The following is a 22586-nucleotide window of genomic DNA, read 5'->3' on the forward strand; positions in this document are numbered from 1 at the left end:
CAACGTTTATAGGACGATTCTGATGAACACACCAGCCTCAGCATTAATCATCCTTGTCACCGGAGCGTCAGGCTCAGTTGGCCGTGAGGTTGTTCAACAACTTCTTCAGTCTGGACGGCACTACCGCATTATCGTCTTTGATAAAATGCCAAAGCCGCAGAACACCTCGTTTTCCGGTATAGCCGACGAAGACTGGATCCGGGGTGATATCTCAAATCCTGCAGATATCGCAACAATCCCGGAACGGATTAACGCTGCCATTCATCTGGCTGCAATCATTCCACCTGCTGCCGACATCGATGAAAGCCTCACCAGAGCAGTAAACACCCAGGGAACACAAAACCTGATACGGCATCTGGAACAAACATCGCCGGGGATTTTCTTCGTATTCGCCTCCTCGGTTTCGGTGTACGGAGACCGGCTCCATACACCCAACATCACAGTGAACGATCCACTGACCGTAAGCGAAGGCGACGTGTACGGTCAGTCGAAGGTTGATGCCGAGAACATCGTAAAAAGCAGTTCACTGCGCTGGACAATTTTCAGACTAACGGGCATCATGAGTGGGCATAAACTATCAATACTTATGTTCCACATGCCGCTCGACACAACATTCGAGATATGTACGGCAGACGACGCTGCCCGCGCCTTTGTGAATGCCCTGGACGTTCCTAATCAGCTGGAATACCGGATTTTCAACCTGGGCGGTGGCCAACAGGCTTGCCTTCCGTACCGTGAGTTCCTTTCACGATCGTTTAAAATGTTTGGTCTGGGCGATCTTGACTTTCCGGAATTTGCTTTTGCGAGTAGAAATTTCCACTGCGGACGTCTGGCTGACGGTGACGATCTTGAAAACATCCTTCATTTTCGCAGGCATACGATAACCTCATACTTCCAAGCTCAAGCCAAAACTATCCCGGCTGTTCGCAAACTGATCACAACCGTGTTTCGTAAACCAATCAAATGGCTTCTGCTGCGGCAGTCCGAACCGTATCAGGCGTACAAGCAAAAGAATCAAGAGCGTATTGACCACTTTTTCTCACATGACGACAGAGTACGAATGATGCAGAAAGCCTGACTAACAAACATACAAGTCACAGAGCAACAGGACAGACCGACCACGGGAAATCGTATTTTTGTACTCCAGCCTACTATAAAACTTCCCCCAAAACATACGTATGAGTTGTCAGTTATCCGAGAAACAATCATGAAGAACTATAAAAAGAGTGCCGAAAAAAGTCTGACTGTTAACGGTATCACCTACACCTACTATTCACTTGCAGAACTCCTTGGAAACAACGTCCACCGCCTGCCATTCAGCATTCGAATCATGTTAGAGAATGCACTCCGAAATCATGACGGCTTCAGCATTACCGATGAACATGTAGAAACCCTGATGGACTGGACTCCGCAGGCTGTTGACAAAGACATTCCGTTTATGCCGGCACGGATCCTGATGCAGGACTTTACCGGAGTACCTGCCGTTGTTGATATGGCGTCACTTCGGGCCGAGTTTGTACGGCACGGTAAGGACGGACAAAAGATTAATCCTGCCATTCCCGTTGACTTAGTGATTGATCACTCAGTTCAGGTTGATTACTACGGGACTGACTATTCGTATAATAAAAATGTTGAATTAGAATTTGAACGCAATAGAGAGCGGTACGAGCTCCTGAAATGGGCGCAGAAAGGATTAAAGAACTTTACTGTTGTCCCACCGGGAATGGGAATATGCCACCAGGTCAACCTTGAATACCTGTCAAAGGGTGTTATTGCTCGTGACGGTATCCTCTTCCCCGACACCCTGGTAGGAACCGACTCCCACACACCTATGGTAAACGGCATCGGTATTATTGCCTGGGGTGTTGGAGGAATCGAAGCAGAAGCAGCCATGTTGGGGCAGCCAATCTTCTTCACCTGTCCTGAAGTTGTTGGTTTAAAGTTAACCGGTAAAATTCCAGACCAGTGTACAGCAACTGACCTTGTGCTAACGATTGCTCAGATACTTCGGCAAGCCAAGGTAGTTGGAAAGTTCGTTGAAGTGTTTGGCGACGGTCTGGACAATCTTACCGTGACTGACCGGGCTACCATCGGGAATATGTCTCCCGAGTTTGGATGTACGGTTACGTACTTCCCGATTGACAACAGAACGCTTGAGTACATGCGTTCCACCAACAGATCGGAAGAGCAGATTTCTATTGTTGAAACGTATTGCAAAGAAAATATGCTCTGGCGCAACGGTACCGAAAACATTGAATACTCCTCTATCGTTGAACTTGACTTGTCAACTCTTGAGCCTACCGTTTCCGGGCCTAAACGACCGCAAGACAAGATTTTTGCCAAGGATCTAAATACCAAATTTCAGGATATTCTCAAAAATGAATACAGCCGTGATTATCAGCCCAAGGAAGAGCGCTGTGATTCTGCGTGGTTGAAGGAAGGGGGCTCTGGCACGGAATTCACGTTTGGTACGGTCCCTCTTTCTGGTGATGTGCGTTCAGAAGTTATAACCGACACCGTTCATCACTCGGTGCGAATTAAGCAGCCGCATAAAGAGTTTGTTGTCAGCGACGGCAGCATCGTGATTGCCGCAATCACCAGCTGCACCAACACCTCGAACCCTGCGGTCATGGTAGGCGCGGGCCTGCTTGCCCGAAAAGCCGTTGAACGCGGATTACGCACAAAGTCATGGGTAAAAACATCATTGGCTCCTGGATCGAAGGTTGTTACGCGGTATCTTGAGCGATCGGGTTTACAGGTTGATCTTGACGCACTGCGATTCCATACTGTAGGGTACGGTTGTACATCATGTATTGGAAATTCGGGACCTCTGCCTCCGGCAATCGCTACCGCTGTGGACAAGGGAGAGCTGATTGTTGCGTCGGTCCTTTCGGGCAATCGCAATTTCGAAGCACGTGTTCACCCTCAGGTGAAAATGAACTTCCTGATGTCGCCAATGTTGGTTGTTGCATACGCACTTGCAGGGCGGGTTGATATTAACATCATTGAGGATCCGATAGACTTTGATCCGAACGGCGAACCTGTTTACCTACGCGACATATGGCCGTCGCGTGAAGAAATCCAGGCAACAATCAACGAGTGCCTGAAGCAGGATGACTTTAGCGAAGTGTACAGCGTTATTTTCGATGGCTCGGAAGACTGGCAAGATCTGCCCGTAAGCACGGACCAAAGCTACCAGTGGGATCCAAGCTCTACCTACATTCGTGAAGCTCCCTTCTTTGAGAACCTGAAAGCTACACCGGAACCTATCAGTGATATTACCGGTGCGCGAGTCCTGCTGTATCTGGGAGATTCGGTAACAACCGACCATATATCACCGGCCGGTGCATTTAAGGAAACGTCGGCAGCAGGCGCCTATCTCCTCGCGAACGGCATCAGCAAGGAGCATTTTAACTCGTACGGGTCGCGCCGGGGCAACCACGAAGTCATGATGCGCGGAACCTTTGCCAACGTCCGCATTAAGAATAAAATTGCCGATAAGGAAGGGGGCTTTAGCCGCTACTTACCAACAGGCGATGTTAAAACTGTTTATGATGTTGCCATGCAGTACAAAACTGGCGGTACGCCGCTAATAGTGCTGGCAGGGAAGGAGTACGGCTCAGGCTCATCCAGAGACTGGGCGGCTAAAGGAACCTATCTTCTGGGCGTCAAGGCCGTTATCGCAGAAAGCTTCGAACGGATTCACCGCAGTAATCTGGTGGGAATGGGTATTGCACCGCTTGTGTTTACCAACGGAGAAAGCGCATCCTCCATTGGCCTTGACGGAACGGAAACCTTCAGTATCCACGGACTTGCCGACAATCTTACACCACACAAAATTCTGAATGTAACAGCAGTTCACCCCGGCGGTACAGTAACCAGTTTTACGACTGAAGCACGTTTCGATTCTGCAATCGAGATTGAATACTACAAGAATCAAGGCATTCTTCAGTACGTGCTCCGGCAGTACCTGAAAGGCTGAGGATACTCAGATCAGCTCTTTCGGTAACAGCCGCGCATGGGATAGCCCCCTCCCCTACCTTAGTTGTGCCGGGGGGCGCTCTACCAACCATCACTGCTCGACTGACCGGCTGCATTAGCCTTGACGTTGATAAATTTCGACAGTAATTGCTGTTACGTTGAATGAGTAATAGAGAATCGTGAAAGGCTGCATGGCTTCATGACCAGTAATCAGTACACTGGTGAACACCTGGGTGCAGCCTTGTACGATGTTCCGGCAGACGGTCACTACCTTGTACCCAATGCTTTGATGTTCTCCATGCACCCGGTGATATTCGCACGGCAAGAGAACACAATGCTCCTATGCCTTTTCTACCCGAATCCGCGCGTCAACAACAACCATATTGGTTTCACTGGCCATAATGGGGTTTAAATCCAGCTCTACAATTTCGGGAGCAACATGTACAAGAGCACCAATTCTCATGACCACATCAACGAACTTGTCTTTGTTAAGGGGCTTGAGGTTACGGTAACCTTTAAACAACTCATAACCCTTCAGGGATTCGATCATCATTTCTGCCTCCTGACGTGACAGAGGAGCCAGGCCTGATGCCGTGTCGCCTATTAGCTCTAAAAATATACCACCGAGACCGCACAGGACTACGTGCCCAAAGTCTCCTTCTTTTACTGCACCACAGTACAATTCTTCACCCGATGCCATTTCCTGTATCAGCACTCCCTTTGCATCAGTGATTTGCATCAGCCTTGCAAACACTTCCTGTGCGTCGCCGGTACTGGAAACATTCAGGGCAACGCCTCCAACTTCGGTTTTATGTACCGGACCGACAACCTTCATTGCCAGAGGGAACTGCAACTTTTCGACTGCCTGAGGAACTCTGTCGGCCGACGTCACTACCTGCTGCTGCACCAGTCCAATTCCTGCTGCCTCCAGAAGTTCGCGAACGGTTTCAGCACTAACATACCCGTTCGGTGCCGCGTTGATGATGGCTCTGATGGCAACCAGATCCATCTCAGGCAGAGTTGCCTTATCAAAATTTACTTTTTCAGAAACGTAAACGTGAGCCAGTGCCTTGCCCAGGTTTACTTCATCCGGGAAGTTTACTCTACCGTTTGCCAAGAATTGCTTGATTTCGGTTTCTGCATTAATCAACGAAGGGAGTACCGGGTAGATAGGCTTGGAACACCTCTGCATTCTGGCGTCGAGTGTTTCATACACATTTTTAACATTAAACAAACCCGGACTTCCGAACACTACAATCATGCCATTAATGGTATCGTACATTTCACAAAAATCGATGATCTCTCCAAGCTGCTCCGCAGTGCCGGTAGCCAGAAAGTCAATCGGGTTGGCAACAGACGATCCGGGATTCAGCTTTGCCAATAAATCTGCAGTATCGTGTTCAGGGAATGACGGAACCTGGAGTCCGTTTGACGTTAATACATCGGTTAGCATCACTGCCGAACCACCGGCATGAGTAATGACGGCCAGTTTGTCACCCTCAAGTTTCTTTGACTGCATTACGCTTGCCACAGCAATAAGCTCGTCACGACTGCTGCAATACACAATGCCACATTTCCGAAATAGGGCGCGAACAACAGTGTCCGACGTTGCCAATGCACCGGTATGCGATGATGCCGCACGTCCGCCGGCCTCAGAAAACCCTGACTTTATTGCTGCTATCCGGCAGCCCTTCTTCCTCAGCGAAACGGTATGCTTAATAAACTTAAACGGATTTTTAATCTCTTCCAGGTACAACAACTTTACCCGTGGACTACTGTCGGGATCGAAGTTGACGTCCATGTATTCCAGCACATCTTCAACACCGGTATGCGATGCATTACCAATCGAATAGATATTCGAAAACCGAAGCCCGGTGAGGAGTGCAGATTCCATGATAAACACGGCAGTTGCACCCGAGCTGGAGATAAGCTCGCATCCGGAGGAATCGAATTCCGGAATCGGTGTTGTAAACACTCCTTTATAATGCTTGTTCAGAACGCCAATGCAGTTAGGCCCTATCATTGTGGCGTTAGCTTTCCGCACAATTTCCACAAGCTGCTTTTCAAGGTGTATTCCATGCTGTCCGGCTTCCGAAAAACCGGCGGAATACACGATAAAGGCCTTAGCCCCCTTTGCAATCAACGTCTTCACTGCACCGATACATTGCTCAGCAGGGATTGCCAGGATTGCAAGATCAATCTTGCCTACGTCGTCAACCGAGTAGCAGTGGGTTGCCCCCTGTATTTGAATAGGCTTTTTGTTAACCGCATAAATTGTCCCCTTGTAGCCACCGTCAATTAAATTGATTAGCACCTTTCCACCCGGTTTCGAGGGGTTTCCAGAAGCTCCGACAACGGCTATACTTTGAGGTTCTATCAGCTGATCGGTAATCATTCTGTTATTATCCTGACAATGATATGTTCACTATGATTTTATGCGTCATTCAACGTCAATATTGAAGTGTAAATATACCATTTGCCACGCCTGCGGCCCCCCCGTCCCTCATCCCTCATCCCCCGTCCCCCGTCCCCCGCACCCCGTCCCGCAGCTACCATCTCCAGGGCGCGACGTTTAAATTCTTCATCATAAAACTGTGGTGCGTGTTTCATTGCTCTTTCCTAAGGTTTTGGGGAAATTGCGCCTTTTCCGTAGTGTCCACTTTTTCAGGACCAGTGCAACATTATGGTTTAACACAACCCACCTGCGCAACCGAACCACGCGATAAATCCCAAGCGGACGGACTACGGCCCTTTGGGCCCCACCCCCGCCACCACCACCATCGTGCATCACCACCTACCACTACAGCTCGGCTGGTCGGCTGGGTTGCACAGCCTACGTAAACTACCATAGGAATTCCGGAGCAATTGCTTTCAGGTATAGTGCGGGGATGACGGAAAAAGTGACACCCCCAGCCCACCCTCCTGGACGGGTTCTCGTCCCAATTGATTTGGACCTCAGTCCCTTCAGATGATTATGATAATTTTTTATGATGTTTCATGCGGGCGGGTTTGACCCCCCGCACCCCATCCCCATCCCCATTACCGTAATTTTGCAGGAAACTTGATATGGTATTGAAATACGTATGGCTACCCGTTCTTCTTCGTTTGGCAATAATGTTGTTCGATTTAATAAGGGGCTGAAATATACAGCCAAACTCCCCAAAGGTTTTGCGGTATTAAACCCTTTTACTGACAATCCTGAAACAATGGTTGTCATGAAAAAGTTTTACGATAAGTTCTATAGCGATTCTTCAAAACGCTGGTTTATTATCGGTATCAACCCAAGCCGGCACGGAGCTGGTGTTACGGGTGTACCGTTTACCGACACCAAGAGGCTGGCCGATGTATGCGGTATTCCAATGACGTCAGCTTACACTCACGAGGTCTCGTCGGTGTTTGTGTACGAGATGATCAAGCAGTACGGCGGAGCGAAAAAGTTTTACTCCAAGTTTTACATCAACTCTCCTTTCCCGCTGGCTATTGTCCGCAAGGCAGCAGAAGGTAAATGGCTTAACGCTAATTACTACGATGATGCCGAGCTGTACAACTGCGTAAAAGACTACATGATTGAAACTCTGCGGAGTCACATTTCAATGGGATTACACACGTCGGTTGCATTTGTCCTCGGTAAAAAGAATGCTGATTTTATTCGCGACATTAACAACGAGCACAAGTTGTTTGGACGTTTGATTGTGCTGGATCATCCCCGCTACATTCAGCAGTACAAGTCCCGGCAGCGCGACGTTTATATTGACAAGTATTTGCAGGCCTTTACGTCTGCCCGATAACTCATTGTGAGTTCAGCCTTACACCATTGCGGCACCGTTTTTACCATTGGCCACTCTACCCGCAGTCTGGCTCAGTTCACCGAATTGCTCACGGTACACTCGGTTCAGGTTTTGGCAGATGTTCGACGGTTCCCCTATTCACGGAAATACCCCCACTTTAACACTGACGTACTCCGAAACTCACTTGCCGAAAGCAACATCGTGTATCGGCATTATCCCGGATTAGGTGGCCGCCGACGCCCGAATCCCGACTCACGGAACACAGCATGGCGCAACGCCTCATTTCGAGGATACGCAGACTATATGGAGACAGCAGTTTTTCAGACGGCAATTCAGGAGTTTCAGGAAGACGCCCTTCGTCGTGTTTGCGCAGTTATGTGTTCCGAGGCAGTGTGGTGGCGCTGCCACAGAGCATTAATTGCCGACTTCCTAACCGCTCGGGGTTGGCAGGTGTTACACATTCTGAGTTCTTCCACAGTGGAAGAACACTCCTATACTGAACCGGCGAGGATAGAGAACAACCGTGTTGTGTACACGCCCTCTCCTTAGGTTCGGCGATAAAACCACGACACTTAATTAGAACGCTTCGTAGTCAGGGGGCGCAGTATGATTTCGTTGATCAGCATCGTATCTGGTGTTTCAAGAATGTGAACGATCGTATTGGCAACATCGGCAGGCTGCAGCATTGACGGACTAGCGCTTATTCCGCTATCCTGAAAAAAACTGGTTTCAATCGAGCCCGGGCATACGCACGTTACCTTAATCCCGTGATGTCGCAACTCCATGTAGAGGGATTCGCTGAAACCCCGGATACCAAACTTGCTGGCGCTGTAGGCCGTTGCCTCAGCCTTGCCCACCGTTCCGAGAACGGAACCAATATTCACAATGTGTGACGGTGAGTTCTTCCGTTTCATCAACCGAACCAGGCCAGACGTAACATAAAAAACGCCGTTCAGATTGGTATTCATCATATTCGCCCATAGCTCGGTATCGGTTTCATCAACTTTTTTAAAGGCACCTATACCGGCATTATTGATCAGAATATCCGGACAATTGCTATCGGAAAATGAATTATGAATCCACGATTCAACAGAGTCAGCCTTTGTTATATCCAGCTGCACCGGAACAAACAGGCTGCCAAGGGATGCCTGTATGCTCTCCAGCAGCGTCCGATTCCGCGCCACTCCGAATACCCGGACGCCTTTCTTCACAAGCGCCTCGCTCAGCGCATGCCCAAGCCCCCTGCTGGCCCCGGTGACCACAGCTGTTTTGCCCTGTACGTTCATACAATTACGTTATGTACTGATTTGATTCATTTCGCTGACAGCAATCGTGGCATGTGCCCATGCTGCTCCTGACCTCATTTCGGCAGCAACCCAAACGGCTTCCATAATCTCTTCGTTCGTAGCACCCTTGTGAGCAGCCTGGCGAACATGCGATTGAATGCAGTACGGACATTGGGTAACATGTGCCACAGCCACGGCAATGAGCTGTTTTGTTTTTTCATCTAAAGCACCGGCTGCAAACACTGTCCGGCTGAACTCACGCCATGCTTCGAACTGTTTGGGTGCTAAATCCTTTTTCTGACGGGTATTCTCGGCTGTTGCCTCGGGATATATGTGATGATGATTATTCATGATACGAGCTCGATACTATGAATTATTTTTACTTTCGTCGAAGTCAATACTGGTAAGGCGTAATCGGGAACTACTTCTGGGCAATAATAGCATAGGAAATCAGATGATCTTCGTATTTGTTAAACACATCGCGCATTTCAAAAATCTTTTCCTTATCTGCCGGGTGCAGGAAGATATTTAACGAAATCAGCAGTGTTCGAAGCAGTCCCTCATCGTCAACCATACGCTTAAACTTGAGTAGGTGCATTGGATTTTCTTCAACCGATTTAATCCGAAACCCTTCATTTTCAAGCAGGGTGCACCATTCGGTACGGGTCAGCGGTCTGGCGTTTACCTTAATTGACTTTGCAAGGCTTTGCTGAACTTCTTTTTTAATATCATCCGAAATGTGATCCGGAACAAGGCCCAGCTCATGGATACCGTAACAGCCTCCCGGCTTAAGAATGCGATATGCTTCACGAATGATCTCCGACTTCCGGTGATCTGCCTGCATGGTAAGCATTGCCTCGCCAATCACCTTTGTTGCCGAGCCGTCTTGCAATCCAGTATCGGCAGCGCTAGTATTAACAATACCGTAACCATTGGAATTAATCTTTAACTGCAATAAAGCGGCTGCCTCTTCATTGAGCTCAATACCAGTGTATGATTTGGGTTTCCTGTCTATCAGTAACGACGCCGTGTAGCCCATTCCGGGTGCAAACTCAACTACATTGTCATCATTATCAATATTCAGTCCTTGAACCAACTTCATCGTTAACTCACGTCCACCCGGCCTGAGTACCCGCTTCCCCATCTTGGCAAGCAACCAGTGTCCCTGTTCTGTATTTATTGTTTTATTACTCATTGCGAATCACGCATCTTCCTTTCCGCCGTTATGCCATAACCAGACTATCGGCCAGGCTGATTGACTTAGGGAAAAGGATGTTGTTTTCCAGATGGATATGCAGGTGCAGGTCGTCCTCGAACTCTTCCAGCATGGCCAGGGTCACCCTGTAGGTGTTACAGCCATCTTCGGGAACCGAATACCCCTTCGTTAACTCGGCAATCTTTTCAAACCGCTGTCCCTCGGCATCGTGTTCCGAAAGCATGGTTTCGATTGTTGCTTTAAGCTTTTCCAGTGTGGTGCTGTTCAGCGATGCCTCCTGCGGGTTCTGTACCATTTTTCGAATTGCAGGGAACAGAACTATTTCTTCCTTCTTCATGTGCTTGGCAAGCTCGCCAACCGACTCTGTAAACAACTGTCCCACATGTGCGAGTTCTGGATGATTCGACCCATGGACCCTAATGATTTTTTCAAGGTATGGCAGAATCTCCTGACTTTTTTGTTCTACATAGCGGTGGTGTTTCTTCTCAACGTAATCGGCAAGCAAGTCCAGCGGCCACGACGAATAGTCAATCGACGTATTCTTGCTCTGGCTCATAACGGCTTCAAGCTCACTGATGAGAGTATCTGCGCTCAGATTCTTCTTCTCACAGGCTTCCTGAAGGCTGTTATGTCCGTTGCAACAAAAATCAATTCTATTTTTCTTGAATACAGAAGCTGTGCGGTAATCCAGCGCTACAAGTTCTCCAACCGGGGTTTCTTTGGTAATTGACATTATCTTTTCCTTTTAATAAATAAGTTTATTTACGTCTTCTTGTTAATAATGGACTGTTGTGTACACGGGGTACTCTCCGTTCGTAATTCGGCTTGAGCCGGCTACCCTGCCAGGTAGGTCAGTCCCTTGTTCACGTTCTCGTACAAATCGCAGATTCGTTTTGAGATGCACATGGACTGGAACTGCTCGCGTATTGGCTTGAAACTTTCATGAAACGGACACGGTCTGCTATCATTACACTCATTCAGTCCTAATCCGCAGTGATGGTATACTTCCTGGCCATCAATGGCTTCAACTACCCTGATAATTGGCTGCTGTGCTTGTTGCTCCGTTATGTAGAACCCACCATGGGGTCCCTTTACACTGTGGATTATCTTCTTGTGTACCAATCTCTGCAATAGCTTTCCAACCGTATGTTCGTTTTCACCAATGTATTCCGCAATCTCCTTAATGCTTGCTCTGCGGTCTGCATCCTGGATGGATCCAAGGTAGATCACAGCTTTTATCGAGGCCTTACATGTTAGGCTTAACATAACGTTACCTGTTTAAAAATTCTCGTCCACCCTCAGAAATGCAGTGATATCCCCAGGGTGGATCAAATGTGAGATTGACTTCAATTCCGCTTTCTGGAAATGACTCCTGAAGCGACTGGGTTACGTTTTCAACAATCGACTCGCCCATCGGACAGAACTGAGTTGTAAGCGTCATATTACAGACAACTTTTTTCTGTGCCTCATCAAAATTAACTTCATATATCAGCCCCAGGTCAACAACGTTGAGCCCAATTTCCGGGTCGTCAACAAATTTCAGGCCTGCTAACGCCGTCTGGCATAAGGTCTCATTATTCGTTACTGTGTTCATACTGTCACCATTTTATGGTTCATTACTTTAATTACGTTCCAGTTATACAAAACCGCCGCTGCAATCAAAACTACCGAGCCAATCTGCAGCAGAGTAATAACTGAGTACACGATTCCAACTGTTACCAGAGCAAATCCAACAACGTACGTCACGGCCATAATATTGAAAACCGGCTGACTAAACAGGTCTTTAGGACTCGGCGTCTTACCCGAGGCAGATCGTTGTCGGTACACCTTATTCCAAACAATGAACGGCAACGTCTTAAACGTCATTCCCAGAATAATTGCCGTTAGCCAACCAAAGAAAATCACAAAACCATACGCGAGAACAAGCTCCTTCTTCTCGGCCTGTGTTGTAACCAACACGCCTATCAGAACAGCCATGATGATAATTGGCAACAGGAGCATCACAACCGACAGAAGCGAGATCTTCATCTGTTCATCCACAGCCTTACGGAGCCGGTGCTTATATGCCTGCTGACAGTAGTAGATAAAGATGCCAAGGGCAACTGCAATAAGTACCATAGGCAGGTAGTCAACGGTACGATTCGGTATAAGATAGAAGATAAAGAAGTACATGATTAAGGCAGCGTTGATCAGCCAATACACAATCCACAGCAGGTTTGGATTTGAGTACTTTGAAATCAGGAACATCGGGATAAGCCGTGAGCCTACGCCTAAAACCAGAAGTAAGAACCAGCCAACGATACCTGAGTGAGCATGGAGCGACAAATAGTGAAGTGAATCATAGGGAAGCAGGTTAAAACTAAAATTATAGACCAGAGCCAACCCGTACAATACCGTCATCAGCAGCCAGGCAGTAGCTGTTACCACGAACACAGCATGAACATTCTCGCTCTTGCTCTGCTTCATGCTGGCAACTATGTTAATCAGGTATGCAATGATGGAAAACACAACAAGACGCCCCCCCCATTTGGCAGGGTCCATCATATTAAACGTATAAAACCCGTACACTAGTAATGGAATGCCAACAGCAGCTAGAACAAACGATGCATACGCCAACCGATCGGAATACAGCTTCCCTTCAATCAGAACAGGCACCAGCTGATGGCTGGCCCCGATAATCAGCATGGTGGCCCAGCCCAAAGCCATCGTGTGGGTAATGGCAAGGATATTGGGTTCAAAGTAGTGACCGCCAAATGAACCCGTCGAAAAAAAGAGAAGCACCGTACCAGCCAGGAAGGATAAAGCACCATACCAGTAGAACGGTAGAACTACCTTGTACGACGTTGTCTTGATTGCCGGTGTGTTAAGAGCAGGACTAATCATTTCCTATTTATAAATTAACAGATGGACCTCATCGTCACGAATTTCATTTGCACGATATTCAAAGCCCCTTTCCTTTAGCTCAGGCAGCAGGAAAACGGGTATTCGTTTATGATATACGAACAGTGCCATTCCTTCTGCCAGGTGTTCAAGCTCGTCGAGTATCGTAAGCATTGGAAGTGGCATTTCTAACGCGCGGACGTCGATTGTTTTTAGTTTCTGATCGTACTTTTTAAGTAGATCGTCCCACCCTTCCGATCCAACGGCTTCCACCGTAATGGTTGTGGCAGCTCCCGTAGCTTCCTGCGGTTTCGAAAAGTACGTATATACCAGGTCCTCACTAATAACATCCGAGAAGCTCTGATATCCTTTCTTCCCCAGAAGCTGAATAAGAGGCTCAGGTACGAACGTATTAATGAGTTTCAGGATTTTCCCATCGGGCAGTGTGTTCACCACGCCAAGGATTTGTGTGATCGGGTCACCACCCGACTCAATTGTACTGCGCACGTCCAAGTCAACAACATTATCTTTTGTTAATGTTTGCATGAACACAGGGTAATCTTTTCCTACCGACTCCGTCTCCACACCTGTTGTTCTATCTACTATAAAGCCCAGCGGCTCTAGTTTGGCAAAGAAGTCTTCAACGCTACATCCGCCAATTTTGCTGGCCATGCTAATAGACGTACGGGCCGCCATCAGCCGCTGCAGCAGAGGGTTACGCAGTTTATTAAACTTAGGCGAGATGCTGATTATTGCCTCCATCGCCTGCGGATGATGTTTGATCAGCGTAGAAATCTTTGTATCGGCATTAATAGTGATCATACGATTGCTGCTTGTTGGTGATACTGCCCAGAATAATCACACATTCATCGTCAGCATGATTTTGGATTGAGTGCTTTGTTGATGCCGGGAAGATGTAAAATTCATTTGGTTGTGCTAAATACTCATCCCCACCGATTCTGATCAGCGGCTTCCCCGAAAGTACAAAGGCGTACTCTGTATGGTTCGGATGGAAGTGTTCCGGATAGGTCTGCTGCGGCAATATTCTAATTAATTTTACTGTTCCATTATCAACGTTCAGCAATTCTTTACGCTGCAGCTGCTGAAGCGTTCCTGTTTTCCATTCCAGTTTCGTAAGGTCAACCTTGTGATTTAACCCACGGGGATCATCGTTGAAATTCATCACAATATTCCTTGTAACAGAACCATGGATAGCACATCATAAACTCACTGTTGCAATGTAAATCTAAACCAAGTCTAAACAAGCAGTCCCAGGTTCCTTTTTCTCGTGTGCGCGGCCTGATAACAAATTTACCGACTCTCAGTGCGGATTGCTGATGATTTTATCATCAGCCTCAAATGAGCAGTGCATGGGGGCTTCCCATGCGATACCGAAAGCCCCCTGCGTTGGAATCGTGCAGCGGTGCCGCCGATACAATGGTACTGGCAGCACACAGAATTTGAATCAGGACTTTTGAATTGACTTTTCTATCTCGAGAGCCTGCGGGAAGAGCAGGTTATTCTCCAGGTGGATGTGAAGGAGCAAGTCCTCTTCCATTTCTTCCAGCATACGGAAAAGCAAACTATAGCTGGCGCAGGCATCCTCGGGGAGCGTAAAACCATTCGTGTACTTCCTGATAGCGTGAAGGTTATTCCCCACTGCTTCATGGTCATGTTCCATCATGGCAATCGGATTTTTCACCTCACCAAAATGCGGCGCCTGATAGGTTGCTGTTCCGTTCTTTACTGCTGTTATGTGTTTAATGTACGGGAAAAGAATTTGCTCTTCCTTTTCCACGTGCGACATTAACTCGGTGTAGTTTTCTTCTACCAGCAGGTGAACCTCAACCAATTCGGGATGCCTGCCGCCGTGTACTCTCATCACCTTGTCTGCATACATCCTGATATCCGGATAGTTCTTTCTAACGTACGAGTGATGGGTGTTCACAATGTAATCAGCCAGGAAGTCCGGACTCCACTCGTTATACGGAAGCGGACGTGATCCCGTGATGGATTCTGTGTTTCGCAATTCCTGTTCTACTACTTCCGGATTAACACCGGCTTCTGCACATGCCTGGCGCACCGTTTTCTTTCCGCCACAGCAAAAATCCAAACCATACTTTCGAAATACCTGAGCTTTACGAATGTCCTGTGCTGCCAATTCACCAAGGGTTTCATTCGTTTCGGTTGTGCTGGGTATCGTGATCCGAATTCTCCACCACTCGGGGCCTGCTTCCAAGTACTCCCAGGTAAAAATATTCCCCCGTTCACTCAGCAGTTGATAATAAAGGGGCCTTGGATCATGGTCGTTAAGGATGATCAGATGCTCACCTTTGTTCAGCTCATCAAACCGAGCAAAAATCGTTGGGTGCTTCATTCGGGGCTCAAGAAGCGTGACGTTCAGAACGTTTTCGGCAGTTGTTTCCATAAATGTGCGGTTAATAGTGGCTAATAGGAATCAAGCACAAAGCTACGAACAATTCAACAAAAAAGTAATTAATTACTTTTTTGTTGCATGCAAATGACATTCACGCGCAAACCTATTGTGCAAAAGCCAGGATATGTCCATCAGGATCAGCTACATAGGCAACAACATCACCCCAGTTCCGTAACTCGGCCTTACTAACAGCCTTGGCTCCGCAGAAAATGGCATGTGCGTACATGTGATCAGCATTCCCTACCCGCAGATACAGTTCGCAGCGTGGAATACCGGTACCGGTCCCAGGATGCGGCATTGCATCCTGAATGATCCTTTGAATTCCGTTATTCGGCATTAGCCCCAGCTTACACTGCGGCGATAGAGCAAATTCAGTCATCCCCGGGACATGAAGCTCCGGTTCCTTACCAAGCAGTTCGGTATAAAAGTCACAGCTTACCTGCTGATGTTCAACATACAGGATAATCCAGATTTCATTTGAGGTTAGCATTTATTGAATCCGTAAACCGTTTGCAACAAGAGTATCGGTGGTGAGCAGAATTACATCATCATTATAAACCGCGCCAAGTACCAGGCATTCGCTCGTGAAACCGGCAATCTGTTTCGGAGGAAGATTAACGACTGCAACAATTTGTTTCCCAATCAGTTCATGGGGCTTGTAACGCTTTGTGATTTGTGCCGACGAGTTACGGTACCCAAGCTCTCCGAAGTCAATTTTCAGTTTATATGCCGGTTTTCGGGCTTCCGCGAAAAGCTCCGCCTGTATTATCGTGCCAACACGTATCTCGATTGTGTTGAAACTGTCCGACTGAATTGTCTTCATTTTTTTGTAATCCGAATGTGATGCATAAATAAGAAAAATCCGTGTGTTTTAGCCTCTTACCCCTAAATCATTCCTCTGTCAGCACACCGGCACCTGTCCTTCGTTCTGTACGTGATGCTTTAACGTCGTTAGGGATATTAACTGAAAGGGGCAGGTCGGAGTATTGGGAAAGGGGCTGTCGTGTACGTGAGGTTTACACTTTCTGTACGAAAAACTGATACAAATCCAACGGACCGGCAATAATGTGCTCAGTATGTTTAATGTGGGTAGTTGTTCCGTAGGACAGGAACGAACAAAGAATACATTCACACACGGGCACCCGGTTCCTACCTCCAGCTCGGCTGCGTACCCCACATTCGTTTCGGTGTTCTCAAAGATGTTCGATGCATACGCCAATCATATCAATACTGATGGCATGGAGTATTTGAACCGCTAAACAGCTGGTATCACTGCGTCAGGAAAGCGTTTGTTCAACAAAACCGGGGGCGCCTGTGGGCTATCAGTTGTTGGCTGTCGTGGTACGATTTTGGACAACTCAAAATTTCAACAGGACGTTGTATGTTCTGTGTGACAAATGTCATTTTCACCGGGAATTATCGTCCATAGTTTTGATAAATGAAGTCACCAAACACACCAATGCGAGCAATGATGATACAGCCGATATTTACTGTTCTTCTTCTGGTATTCGTTGTCGGACACCTACAGGCACAACAGTGGGTTCGTTTTCCCGAACCGAGTGGAGCCACGTGGAATACCATAACGGTTAGCACAACCGACCCCACCATAATGGTTGCCGCTAATTCTGCTGACAAAATGCCACATTATACAACAAATGGAGGAACCTCCTGGCAACAATTCCCCGAGAACAGCAGCATGTGGTCAGCACTCCGGTATTTAAAAATTGATAAAGGAACAAAGCAGACTGTCCTTGCAATTTCTGATAAAAACATCGTTGAAACAACAAACTTTGGGCAAAGCTGGAGTACCCGGTGTAAATTACCGGCATCGTATCTAAAGTCATTTACTCAGCACCCCAACACCCCGGGAGTGTTGTTTGCTCAAGACATACAAGATCTTTGGCGAAGTACCAATTCGGGTGAAACGTGGCAAAAGGTATTTTCAGACGCATCATACCGACTCGGAAACCTTGCTTTTTCACCCACACGGAAGGGAGTCGTTTTCCTCCTGTCAAACAATAAGCTATTCGAAAGCCTGGATACCGGCGCAACATGGAAACAGTTTACGCATACACCACCAAGAACGAACCTAACGCTGTTCACCTTCACAACCGACGCTGTGGCAGACCACAGGATGTATGGGGTGTTTCAGGGTACGCTGGCCTTGTCTACCGATGATGGCCGCACCTGGTCAGACCGTTCGGGCCGAAATGTTCTATCAGTCGATGGGTTTTCTCAGGAAGCATCGAACCCATCAGTAATCTACGCTTGGGGCACCAATATTCTACGCAGTAGTGACCAGGGGATGTCCTGGAACAGTTTCGACACAACACACACCTACCGACAATCCGTCCAGTTGGTCAATGGAACTCTGTATACCGGGAACTACGAATCGGGCATCTATAAAAGTGGCGCAAACAACACATGGACGAAGCTGGACCGGGGCATCAATCGGCATGACGTAAAAAATCTGATTCGATATACCGATAATACCTGGTTTTTACATACTACCAATGATGTTTATAAAACAAACAATAAAGGAGAAACCTGGGAGGTTCTCACACCGGTTAAATATGACCAGCCATCCGGAGGAAGAGTATATGCATTTGCCATCGCCCCTTCCGATTCTACTCGTATGTATGGTGGGACAAATTCGGATATTTATCGGTCAACCGACGGTGGCAGAACATGGCTGGGATCAGGTTACAATGAGCCGGTTTATTCGATATCGGTTCACCCAGTGCAGCCTAACGAAGCAGTTACTGCAGGTCTGTACGGAGTACGCCGTACTACCGATGGAGGCGTGACGTGGAAGTCAGCTTCTGTTTCGGGAATGCATGGTCTGGAATTACTTTCACGGAGTTCGGTTAATCCTCGTAATCTGTTGGTAGCAGAGGAAGATGATGAAGAAACTGAGCTCTATGCATCAACTGATGGGGGCGCAACATGGGCAGCAACGGAAAGTCTGCCAGGGCGATTAACATGTTTGATAGCCGACGTGAAGTCAGAAGCAACCTTTTATGCGATCGCCGCTCAACAGCTCTACATAACCACCAACCTGGGAGCAAGTTGGACACCATTTCAGGGGGCACATAATTTCACCGTTGTCGCTACAGATTCAAGGAACTCTGATATGCTGCATGCAATTTCTGCACAATATCCGGGAACCATTCTTCGACTGCAAATTTCAAAGAAAACAGTAGATACAGTGTACGCAACTGCTCCGTACAGCGCAGATAATCCGGCAGCAGCAAAACACCTGATCATTGCGGGTAACACTTATGTTATCGGTACATCGAAAGGGTTGTACTGGTTCGATCCTACGCCAACCACGGTTGGTGAAGCTCCAGAGCAGAGTTTTAATGTTGATGAACCTGTTACCCTTACTGTTTACGGATTACAAGGAACAGTTCTCTACACGGGTATGATCAGGGGGCTTGAGGCAACGCAAAATCTATCTCTGCCCAGTCATATTACAGATGCTGTTCTGTTTGTTGTCCTCGACAATGGTAAGGGCATGGTTAAACACAAGGTGCTATATAACATTAGAAATCGTTAACAACAGGTACAACACTATCGTGGAGTATTTTTGTTGTATCAGCAGCAACACTGGTATAAACAATGTCCGCGAAGACATCACATGTCAACCCTGGAGAACCTGACCGGTCCGGACTTTGCTAATGCCATTCTATACCATATATGAAAGGTTACCGTGAAGATCCGCCTGTTTGCTCGACTGCTTATTACCATTATGGCTCTCATCAGTACCGGCACCATGGCTGTATCGGAAGACGTCGTACCCGAAAATCGCTTCCGTGCCCAGGTTCAGCTGCGTCCGCGAGCGGAATACCGGGATGGAGCGTTTCGTCCACTTGCTGAAGGTGAATCACCTGCAGCTCTGATCACCCAGCGCAGCCGGCTGGTACTGACATACCATTACAAAGACCTGCTTACTTTGCAACTATCGCCACAAAACGTGACACTGTGGGGACAGGATCCGCTGACACAGGGTGCCGGAGGAGGAAACTCTGTTTCGTTTTTCGAAGCATGGGCCGAGCTGAATCTTGGCTCTTTGTGGGAACTGCGAATCGGCAGACAACAAATTGTTCTGGACGACGAACGCTTCTATGGCAGTTCTGACTGGCCTCAAGGCGGCAGATCACATGATGCAATCTCTCTGTCATATCAGGGAACAAAGTTTCAGGCAAAAGCCTTCGCAGCATATAATCAAAATTACAATACCCTGTATTCCGGCAACTTGAATAATCCTTCTGGCTCACTGTTCACTCCTGCAGGAGCAGCACCGTATAAATCCATGGCCACTCTGTGGGCACAGTACAAGCCAAACACCAGACACACAATGAGTGCTCTTGTTGCCAATCTGGGCTTTCAGAATGCATCCGGAGAATCCGTTACTGAGCCAACGTACATAAACTCAACAGTAGGACTGAATTACTCATACAAAGATTCCACCTGGGACAGTTACCTTTCGGGATACTATCAGCTTGGCGATAACGAAAGGGGCTTAAGCACGAAGGCATATTTGATAGCAGCCCGGACAACGCTGGCGCTGGACAAAACCTGGAGCATTGGTGCAGGTGTTGATGTGCTGAGCGGAAATGACGTAGGCACAGCACCCGTCATGGTAAGCAACTTTGCCTTCACGCCATATCTGGGAACAGGACACAAATTTTACGGTTCCATGGATTACTTTTATGCCGGAAGCCCGCATCAGGGAGCCGGGCTTGCCGACATATACTTTAGGGCTGTCTGCACTCCTTCCGAGGTGCTGACAATCTCGGCGGGACTGCATCAGTTTAATACAACTGGAATCATTGTGAGCAATGCAGACAGATTATCAGCTGATCTGGGTCAGGAGGCCGACTTCGATATAACATACAAAGTAAACCGATTTACAAGGATCACCGGTGGGTATTCCATGTATTTTACAACACCAACAATCCAGTACTTAAAGAATGTTACAGGGGCATCCGACACACAGCCCTGGGTCTGGTTTGGCGTACTGATAAATCCAACAATCCTGAACGTGACAGACTAACATCCTACGAAACCTATTAATCCGACTTGTAGCCGACTGTTTATTGTCAGGCAGTGTTGGTTGCGGACCGAAGCTTCTCGTATCCGGCAAGGATCCTGCTGATGTCAAAATAGACTGTAGAGCGGCTGCCCCTAATCTCTACTTCTACAATATCGCACACGTCTTGTAAGGGTTCAGTATGGTGTTGTACCAACCGTGCCCCAAGTAACTCAAGGACAAAAAACTCTTCCCACAGTTTGATAACCTTGAATGCGGAAATACTCGTTATCCCATCACCACTATCGATGATCGACTGCACAAGGCCGGTTCGTATTCGACTATGCTTGGTGGCGTTTTTACCTTCTCCAACAGCCTTATACGCATCACTCAAGATGCTATGAGCAAGAATATCAGTATAGTCAATTGTGAGCAGTGCGTTAGCACAGCGCACTATCTCATCAAACTTCCGTGCATGCCGGTAAAAAAGCAACTCATTGCTTAGCCCATCTCTCTCTTCGGAATGCGTACATGCCACAACGTACTGATCACTCTCAACAAAACTGAATCGGAAGTCCTGATAATCGATATCAGCATTCTCCATTTCAAGGAGTCGTACGTAGTTCGAGTATTTGTCACCGAAACCGGGTATTTCAACTGCCATGATCACCCAGGACTTGAAAAAATACTATAGTACCTTGCTAAACGTATGGCAACCACTCATACAGTATCAGGAATCCACGGTTCATCTGTTTACCACAAGCCAATATACACAAACATTCGCAAATCACTGCTCGGGCACACGGTTGTTTACTGCATAGCAGATCCGGCAAGCGGTACAAGCTACTCATTCACGCCGTAGTTTTGTAGCGGAACAGTGCAACAACTGCTACCAGAAATTACGTCATATTCAGGAGCACTGTTATGAGAATTAAACGTGTTTACGAAAAGCCGGAAAGGTTGGATGGATACCGTGTACTTGTGGACCGAGTATGGCCACGAGGAATCAGTAAGGAAGATGCTGCTGTTGATGAGTGGCTCAAGGACGTAGCCCCTTCCACAGAGCTCCGCAAATGGTTCGGTCACGTCCCTGAAAGATTTCATGAGTTTGAAAAGCGCTATCGTAAAGAACTCATGCAGAAAGGAGACCTTCTGCAGCACCTTAAGGACGTTAGTCGCAAACAAACACTTACCCTTGTGTATAGCGCCAAGGATGAGGTGCATAACCAGGCAGTAGTGCTGCAAAAAGTTCTTCGTGAGTACCAGCCGGATTGAACATTACTGTTTCCGAGTTCTACCATGCAGAATTCAGAAACATAGTCCGACTACCCACCAGCGTACAACTGGCTAATGCTGATTAATCCTATTTAGAACCTCAGCCAAATCTTGCTGGATCGCAGCTCCTTTGTCCTGGTTGTACCAGTTTTGAAGCTCTTCCTTAATTGCATCTGAGCTGAGATTCTGTTCCACCAGGCTCGTGCGGTAATTCTGGCCGGCAGCAGGCCTTGGCCCCCACACTGCCAGATCCGTACCATTGGCATCACGTATCACCAGGATCGGTATGGCCTTGGCTCCATTCGTCAGGTAGTTATTAATTGAAAATGGCTCGCTATCGCGCAGCTCGTATGATAAGCTGATCAGCGGATTCAGTCTGCTGATCAGCTCAATGAACGGGGCGATCTGTCCGGCGTCACCACACCACGGCTCAGTAATAAGGGACCAGCTCTGTGGCTTAGTTATGCCTGCAGCAGCCGTTTTAATAGCGTCAGAAAGTACGCCTGACTTAATCCACCGATTTGTACGCGACCAGTTAAGCTTGGTAAACTCCCTATACTCCGGATTGTTATAGGGTTCAGGAGCATCGGCAATGTTTCCGTTTAATAAACTTTCAAAGTATCGCGAATATTCTTCAAACGTCATTGTCACTCAATCATTAAGACGAAAAAATGGTTATAGCACAAAC

Annotated in this window: 22 protein-coding genes; 7 read left to right on the plus strand and 15 right to left on the minus strand. The window is 47.6% G+C overall.

Going from position 1 to position 22586, the window contains the following annotated elements; genetic code table 11:
* The first annotated feature begins 22 nt into the window (after positions 1-22).
* Positions 23-1078 (plus strand): NAD(P)-dependent oxidoreductase, encoded by a 1056-nt coding sequence (locus HRU79_01960; protein QOJ25476.1) that lies wholly within the window; start codon positions 23-25, stop codon positions 1076-1078.
* A gap of 129 nt (positions 1079-1207) precedes the next feature.
* A complete protein-coding gene (acnA, locus tag HRU79_01965) occupies positions 1208-3982 on the plus strand; it encodes an aconitate hydratase AcnA (GenBank protein QOJ25477.1) in 2775 nt (924 codons plus the stop codon).
* Between the two features lie 339 nt (positions 3983-4321).
* Here the strand turns inward: acnA and HRU79_01970 are convergent, their stop codons facing one another.
* Entirely contained in the window at positions 4322-6376 is a 2055-nt protein-coding gene (locus HRU79_01970) for an acetate--CoA ligase family protein (protein QOJ25478.1), read from the minus strand.
* Between the two features lie 688 nt (positions 6377-7064).
* On the opposite strand from HRU79_01970, the gene HRU79_01975 reads away from it, so the two are divergent.
* Positions 7065-7769 carry an SMUG2 DNA glycosylase family protein gene (locus tag HRU79_01975; protein ID QOJ25479.1) on the plus strand — a complete coding sequence of 235 codons (705 nt, stop codon included), beginning with the start codon at positions 7065-7067 and terminating at the stop codon, positions 7767-7769.
* A gap of 6 nt (positions 7770-7775) precedes the next feature.
* A complete protein-coding gene (locus HRU79_01980) occupies positions 7776-8318 on the plus strand; it encodes a DUF488 domain-containing protein (GenBank protein QOJ25480.1) in 543 nt (180 codons plus the stop codon).
* 23 nt (positions 8319-8341) lie between these two features.
* Here HRU79_01980 and HRU79_01985 read toward each other — a convergent pair whose 3' ends face one another.
* From HRU79_01985 to HRU79_02040, 12 genes are all read right to left on the minus strand, one after another.
* On the minus strand, positions 8342-9055 hold the full coding sequence (locus HRU79_01985) for an SDR family oxidoreductase (protein QOJ25481.1): 714 nt from the start codon (positions 9053-9055) through the stop codon (positions 8342-8344).
* 9 nt (positions 9056-9064) lie between these two features.
* Complete coding sequence (locus tag HRU79_01990) at positions 9065-9406, minus strand: carboxymuconolactone decarboxylase family protein (GenBank protein QOJ25482.1); 342 nt, start codon at positions 9404-9406, stop codon at positions 9065-9067.
* A 70-nt stretch (positions 9407-9476) separates the two neighbouring features.
* Entirely contained in the window at positions 9477-10250 is a 774-nt protein-coding gene (locus tag HRU79_01995) for a methyltransferase domain-containing protein (GenBank protein QOJ25483.1), read from the minus strand.
* Between the two features lie 28 nt (positions 10251-10278).
* On the minus strand, positions 10279-11004 hold the full coding sequence (ric, locus tag HRU79_02000) for an iron-sulfur cluster repair di-iron protein (protein ID QOJ25484.1): 726 nt from the start codon (positions 11002-11004) through the stop codon (positions 10279-10281).
* Between the two features lie 101 nt (positions 11005-11105).
* Entirely contained in the window at positions 11106-11537 is a 432-nt protein-coding gene (locus tag HRU79_02005; protein ID QOJ25485.1) for an Rrf2 family transcriptional regulator, read from the minus strand.
* Between the two features lie 4 nt (positions 11538-11541).
* Positions 11542-11865, minus strand: coding sequence for a metal-sulfur cluster assembly factor (locus HRU79_02010; protein QOJ25486.1), 324 nt, complete (start codon positions 11863-11865; stop codon positions 11542-11544).
* Complete coding sequence (locus HRU79_02015; protein ID QOJ25487.1) at positions 11862-13154, minus strand: cytochrome C oxidase subunit I; 1293 nt, start codon at positions 13152-13154, stop codon at positions 11862-11864. Before HRU79_02015 ends, HRU79_02010 begins: the two co-directional genes overlap by 4 nt.
* Positions 13155-13157: 3 nt before the next feature.
* Entirely contained in the window at positions 13158-13973 is an 816-nt protein-coding gene (locus HRU79_02020) for a DUF2249 domain-containing protein (protein QOJ25488.1), read from the minus strand.
* The gene (locus tag HRU79_02025) at positions 13960-14334 is read right to left on the minus strand and encodes a cupin domain-containing protein (protein ID QOJ25489.1); all 375 of its coding nucleotides are present in this window, start codon (positions 14332-14334) and stop codon (positions 13960-13962) included. Before HRU79_02025 ends, HRU79_02020 begins: the two co-directional genes overlap by 14 nt.
* A gap of 282 nt (positions 14335-14616) precedes the next feature.
* Positions 14617-15579: an iron-sulfur cluster repair di-iron protein gene (gene ric, locus HRU79_02030; GenBank protein QOJ25490.1), complete on the minus strand. Its 963-nt coding sequence runs from the start codon at positions 15577-15579 to the stop codon at positions 14617-14619.
* Positions 15580-15691: 112 nt separating this feature from the next.
* A complete protein-coding gene (locus tag HRU79_02035) occupies positions 15692-16078 on the minus strand; it encodes a lactoylglutathione lyase (protein QOJ25491.1) in 387 nt (128 codons plus the stop codon).
* Positions 16079-16411, minus strand: a complete 333-nt coding sequence (locus tag HRU79_02040) for a tRNA-binding protein (GenBank protein QOJ25492.1) — start codon at positions 16409-16411, stop codon at positions 16079-16081.
* A gap of 615 nt (positions 16412-17026) precedes the next feature.
* Between HRU79_02040 and HRU79_02045 the strand changes: the two genes are divergently transcribed.
* Together HRU79_02045 and HRU79_02050 are read left to right on the plus strand one after the other, a co-directional pair.
* Entirely contained in the window at positions 17027-19147 is a 2121-nt protein-coding gene (locus HRU79_02045; protein ID QOJ25493.1) for a hypothetical protein, read from the plus strand.
* Positions 19148-19300: 153 nt separating this feature from the next.
* Positions 19301-20647 carry an alginate export family protein gene (locus HRU79_02050; GenBank protein QOJ25494.1) on the plus strand — a complete coding sequence of 449 codons (1347 nt, stop codon included), beginning with the start codon at positions 19301-19303 and terminating at the stop codon, positions 20645-20647.
* Between the two features lie 46 nt (positions 20648-20693).
* On the opposite strand, the gene HRU79_02055 is transcribed toward HRU79_02050, so the two are convergent.
* Positions 20694-21287: a DUF4919 domain-containing protein gene (locus tag HRU79_02055; protein ID QOJ25495.1), complete on the minus strand. Its 594-nt coding sequence runs from the start codon at positions 21285-21287 to the stop codon at positions 20694-20696.
* A 260-nt stretch (positions 21288-21547) separates the two neighbouring features.
* Between HRU79_02055 and HRU79_02060 the strand changes: the two genes are divergently transcribed.
* Complete coding sequence (locus HRU79_02060; GenBank protein ID QOJ25496.1) at positions 21548-21898, plus strand: DUF488 domain-containing protein; 351 nt, start codon at positions 21548-21550, stop codon at positions 21896-21898.
* Between the two features lie 72 nt (positions 21899-21970).
* On the opposite strand, the gene HRU79_02065 is transcribed toward HRU79_02060, so the two are convergent.
* On the minus strand, positions 21971-22543 hold the full coding sequence (locus HRU79_02065) for a thioredoxin family protein (GenBank protein ID QOJ25497.1): 573 nt from the start codon (positions 22541-22543) through the stop codon (positions 21971-21973).
* Positions 22544-22586: the final 43 nt, after the last annotated feature.

The organism is Ignavibacteria bacterium (assembly GCA_015709655.1).
Lineage (GTDB): Bacteria > Bacteroidota > Ignavibacteria > Kapaibacteriales > Kapaibacteriaceae > OLB6.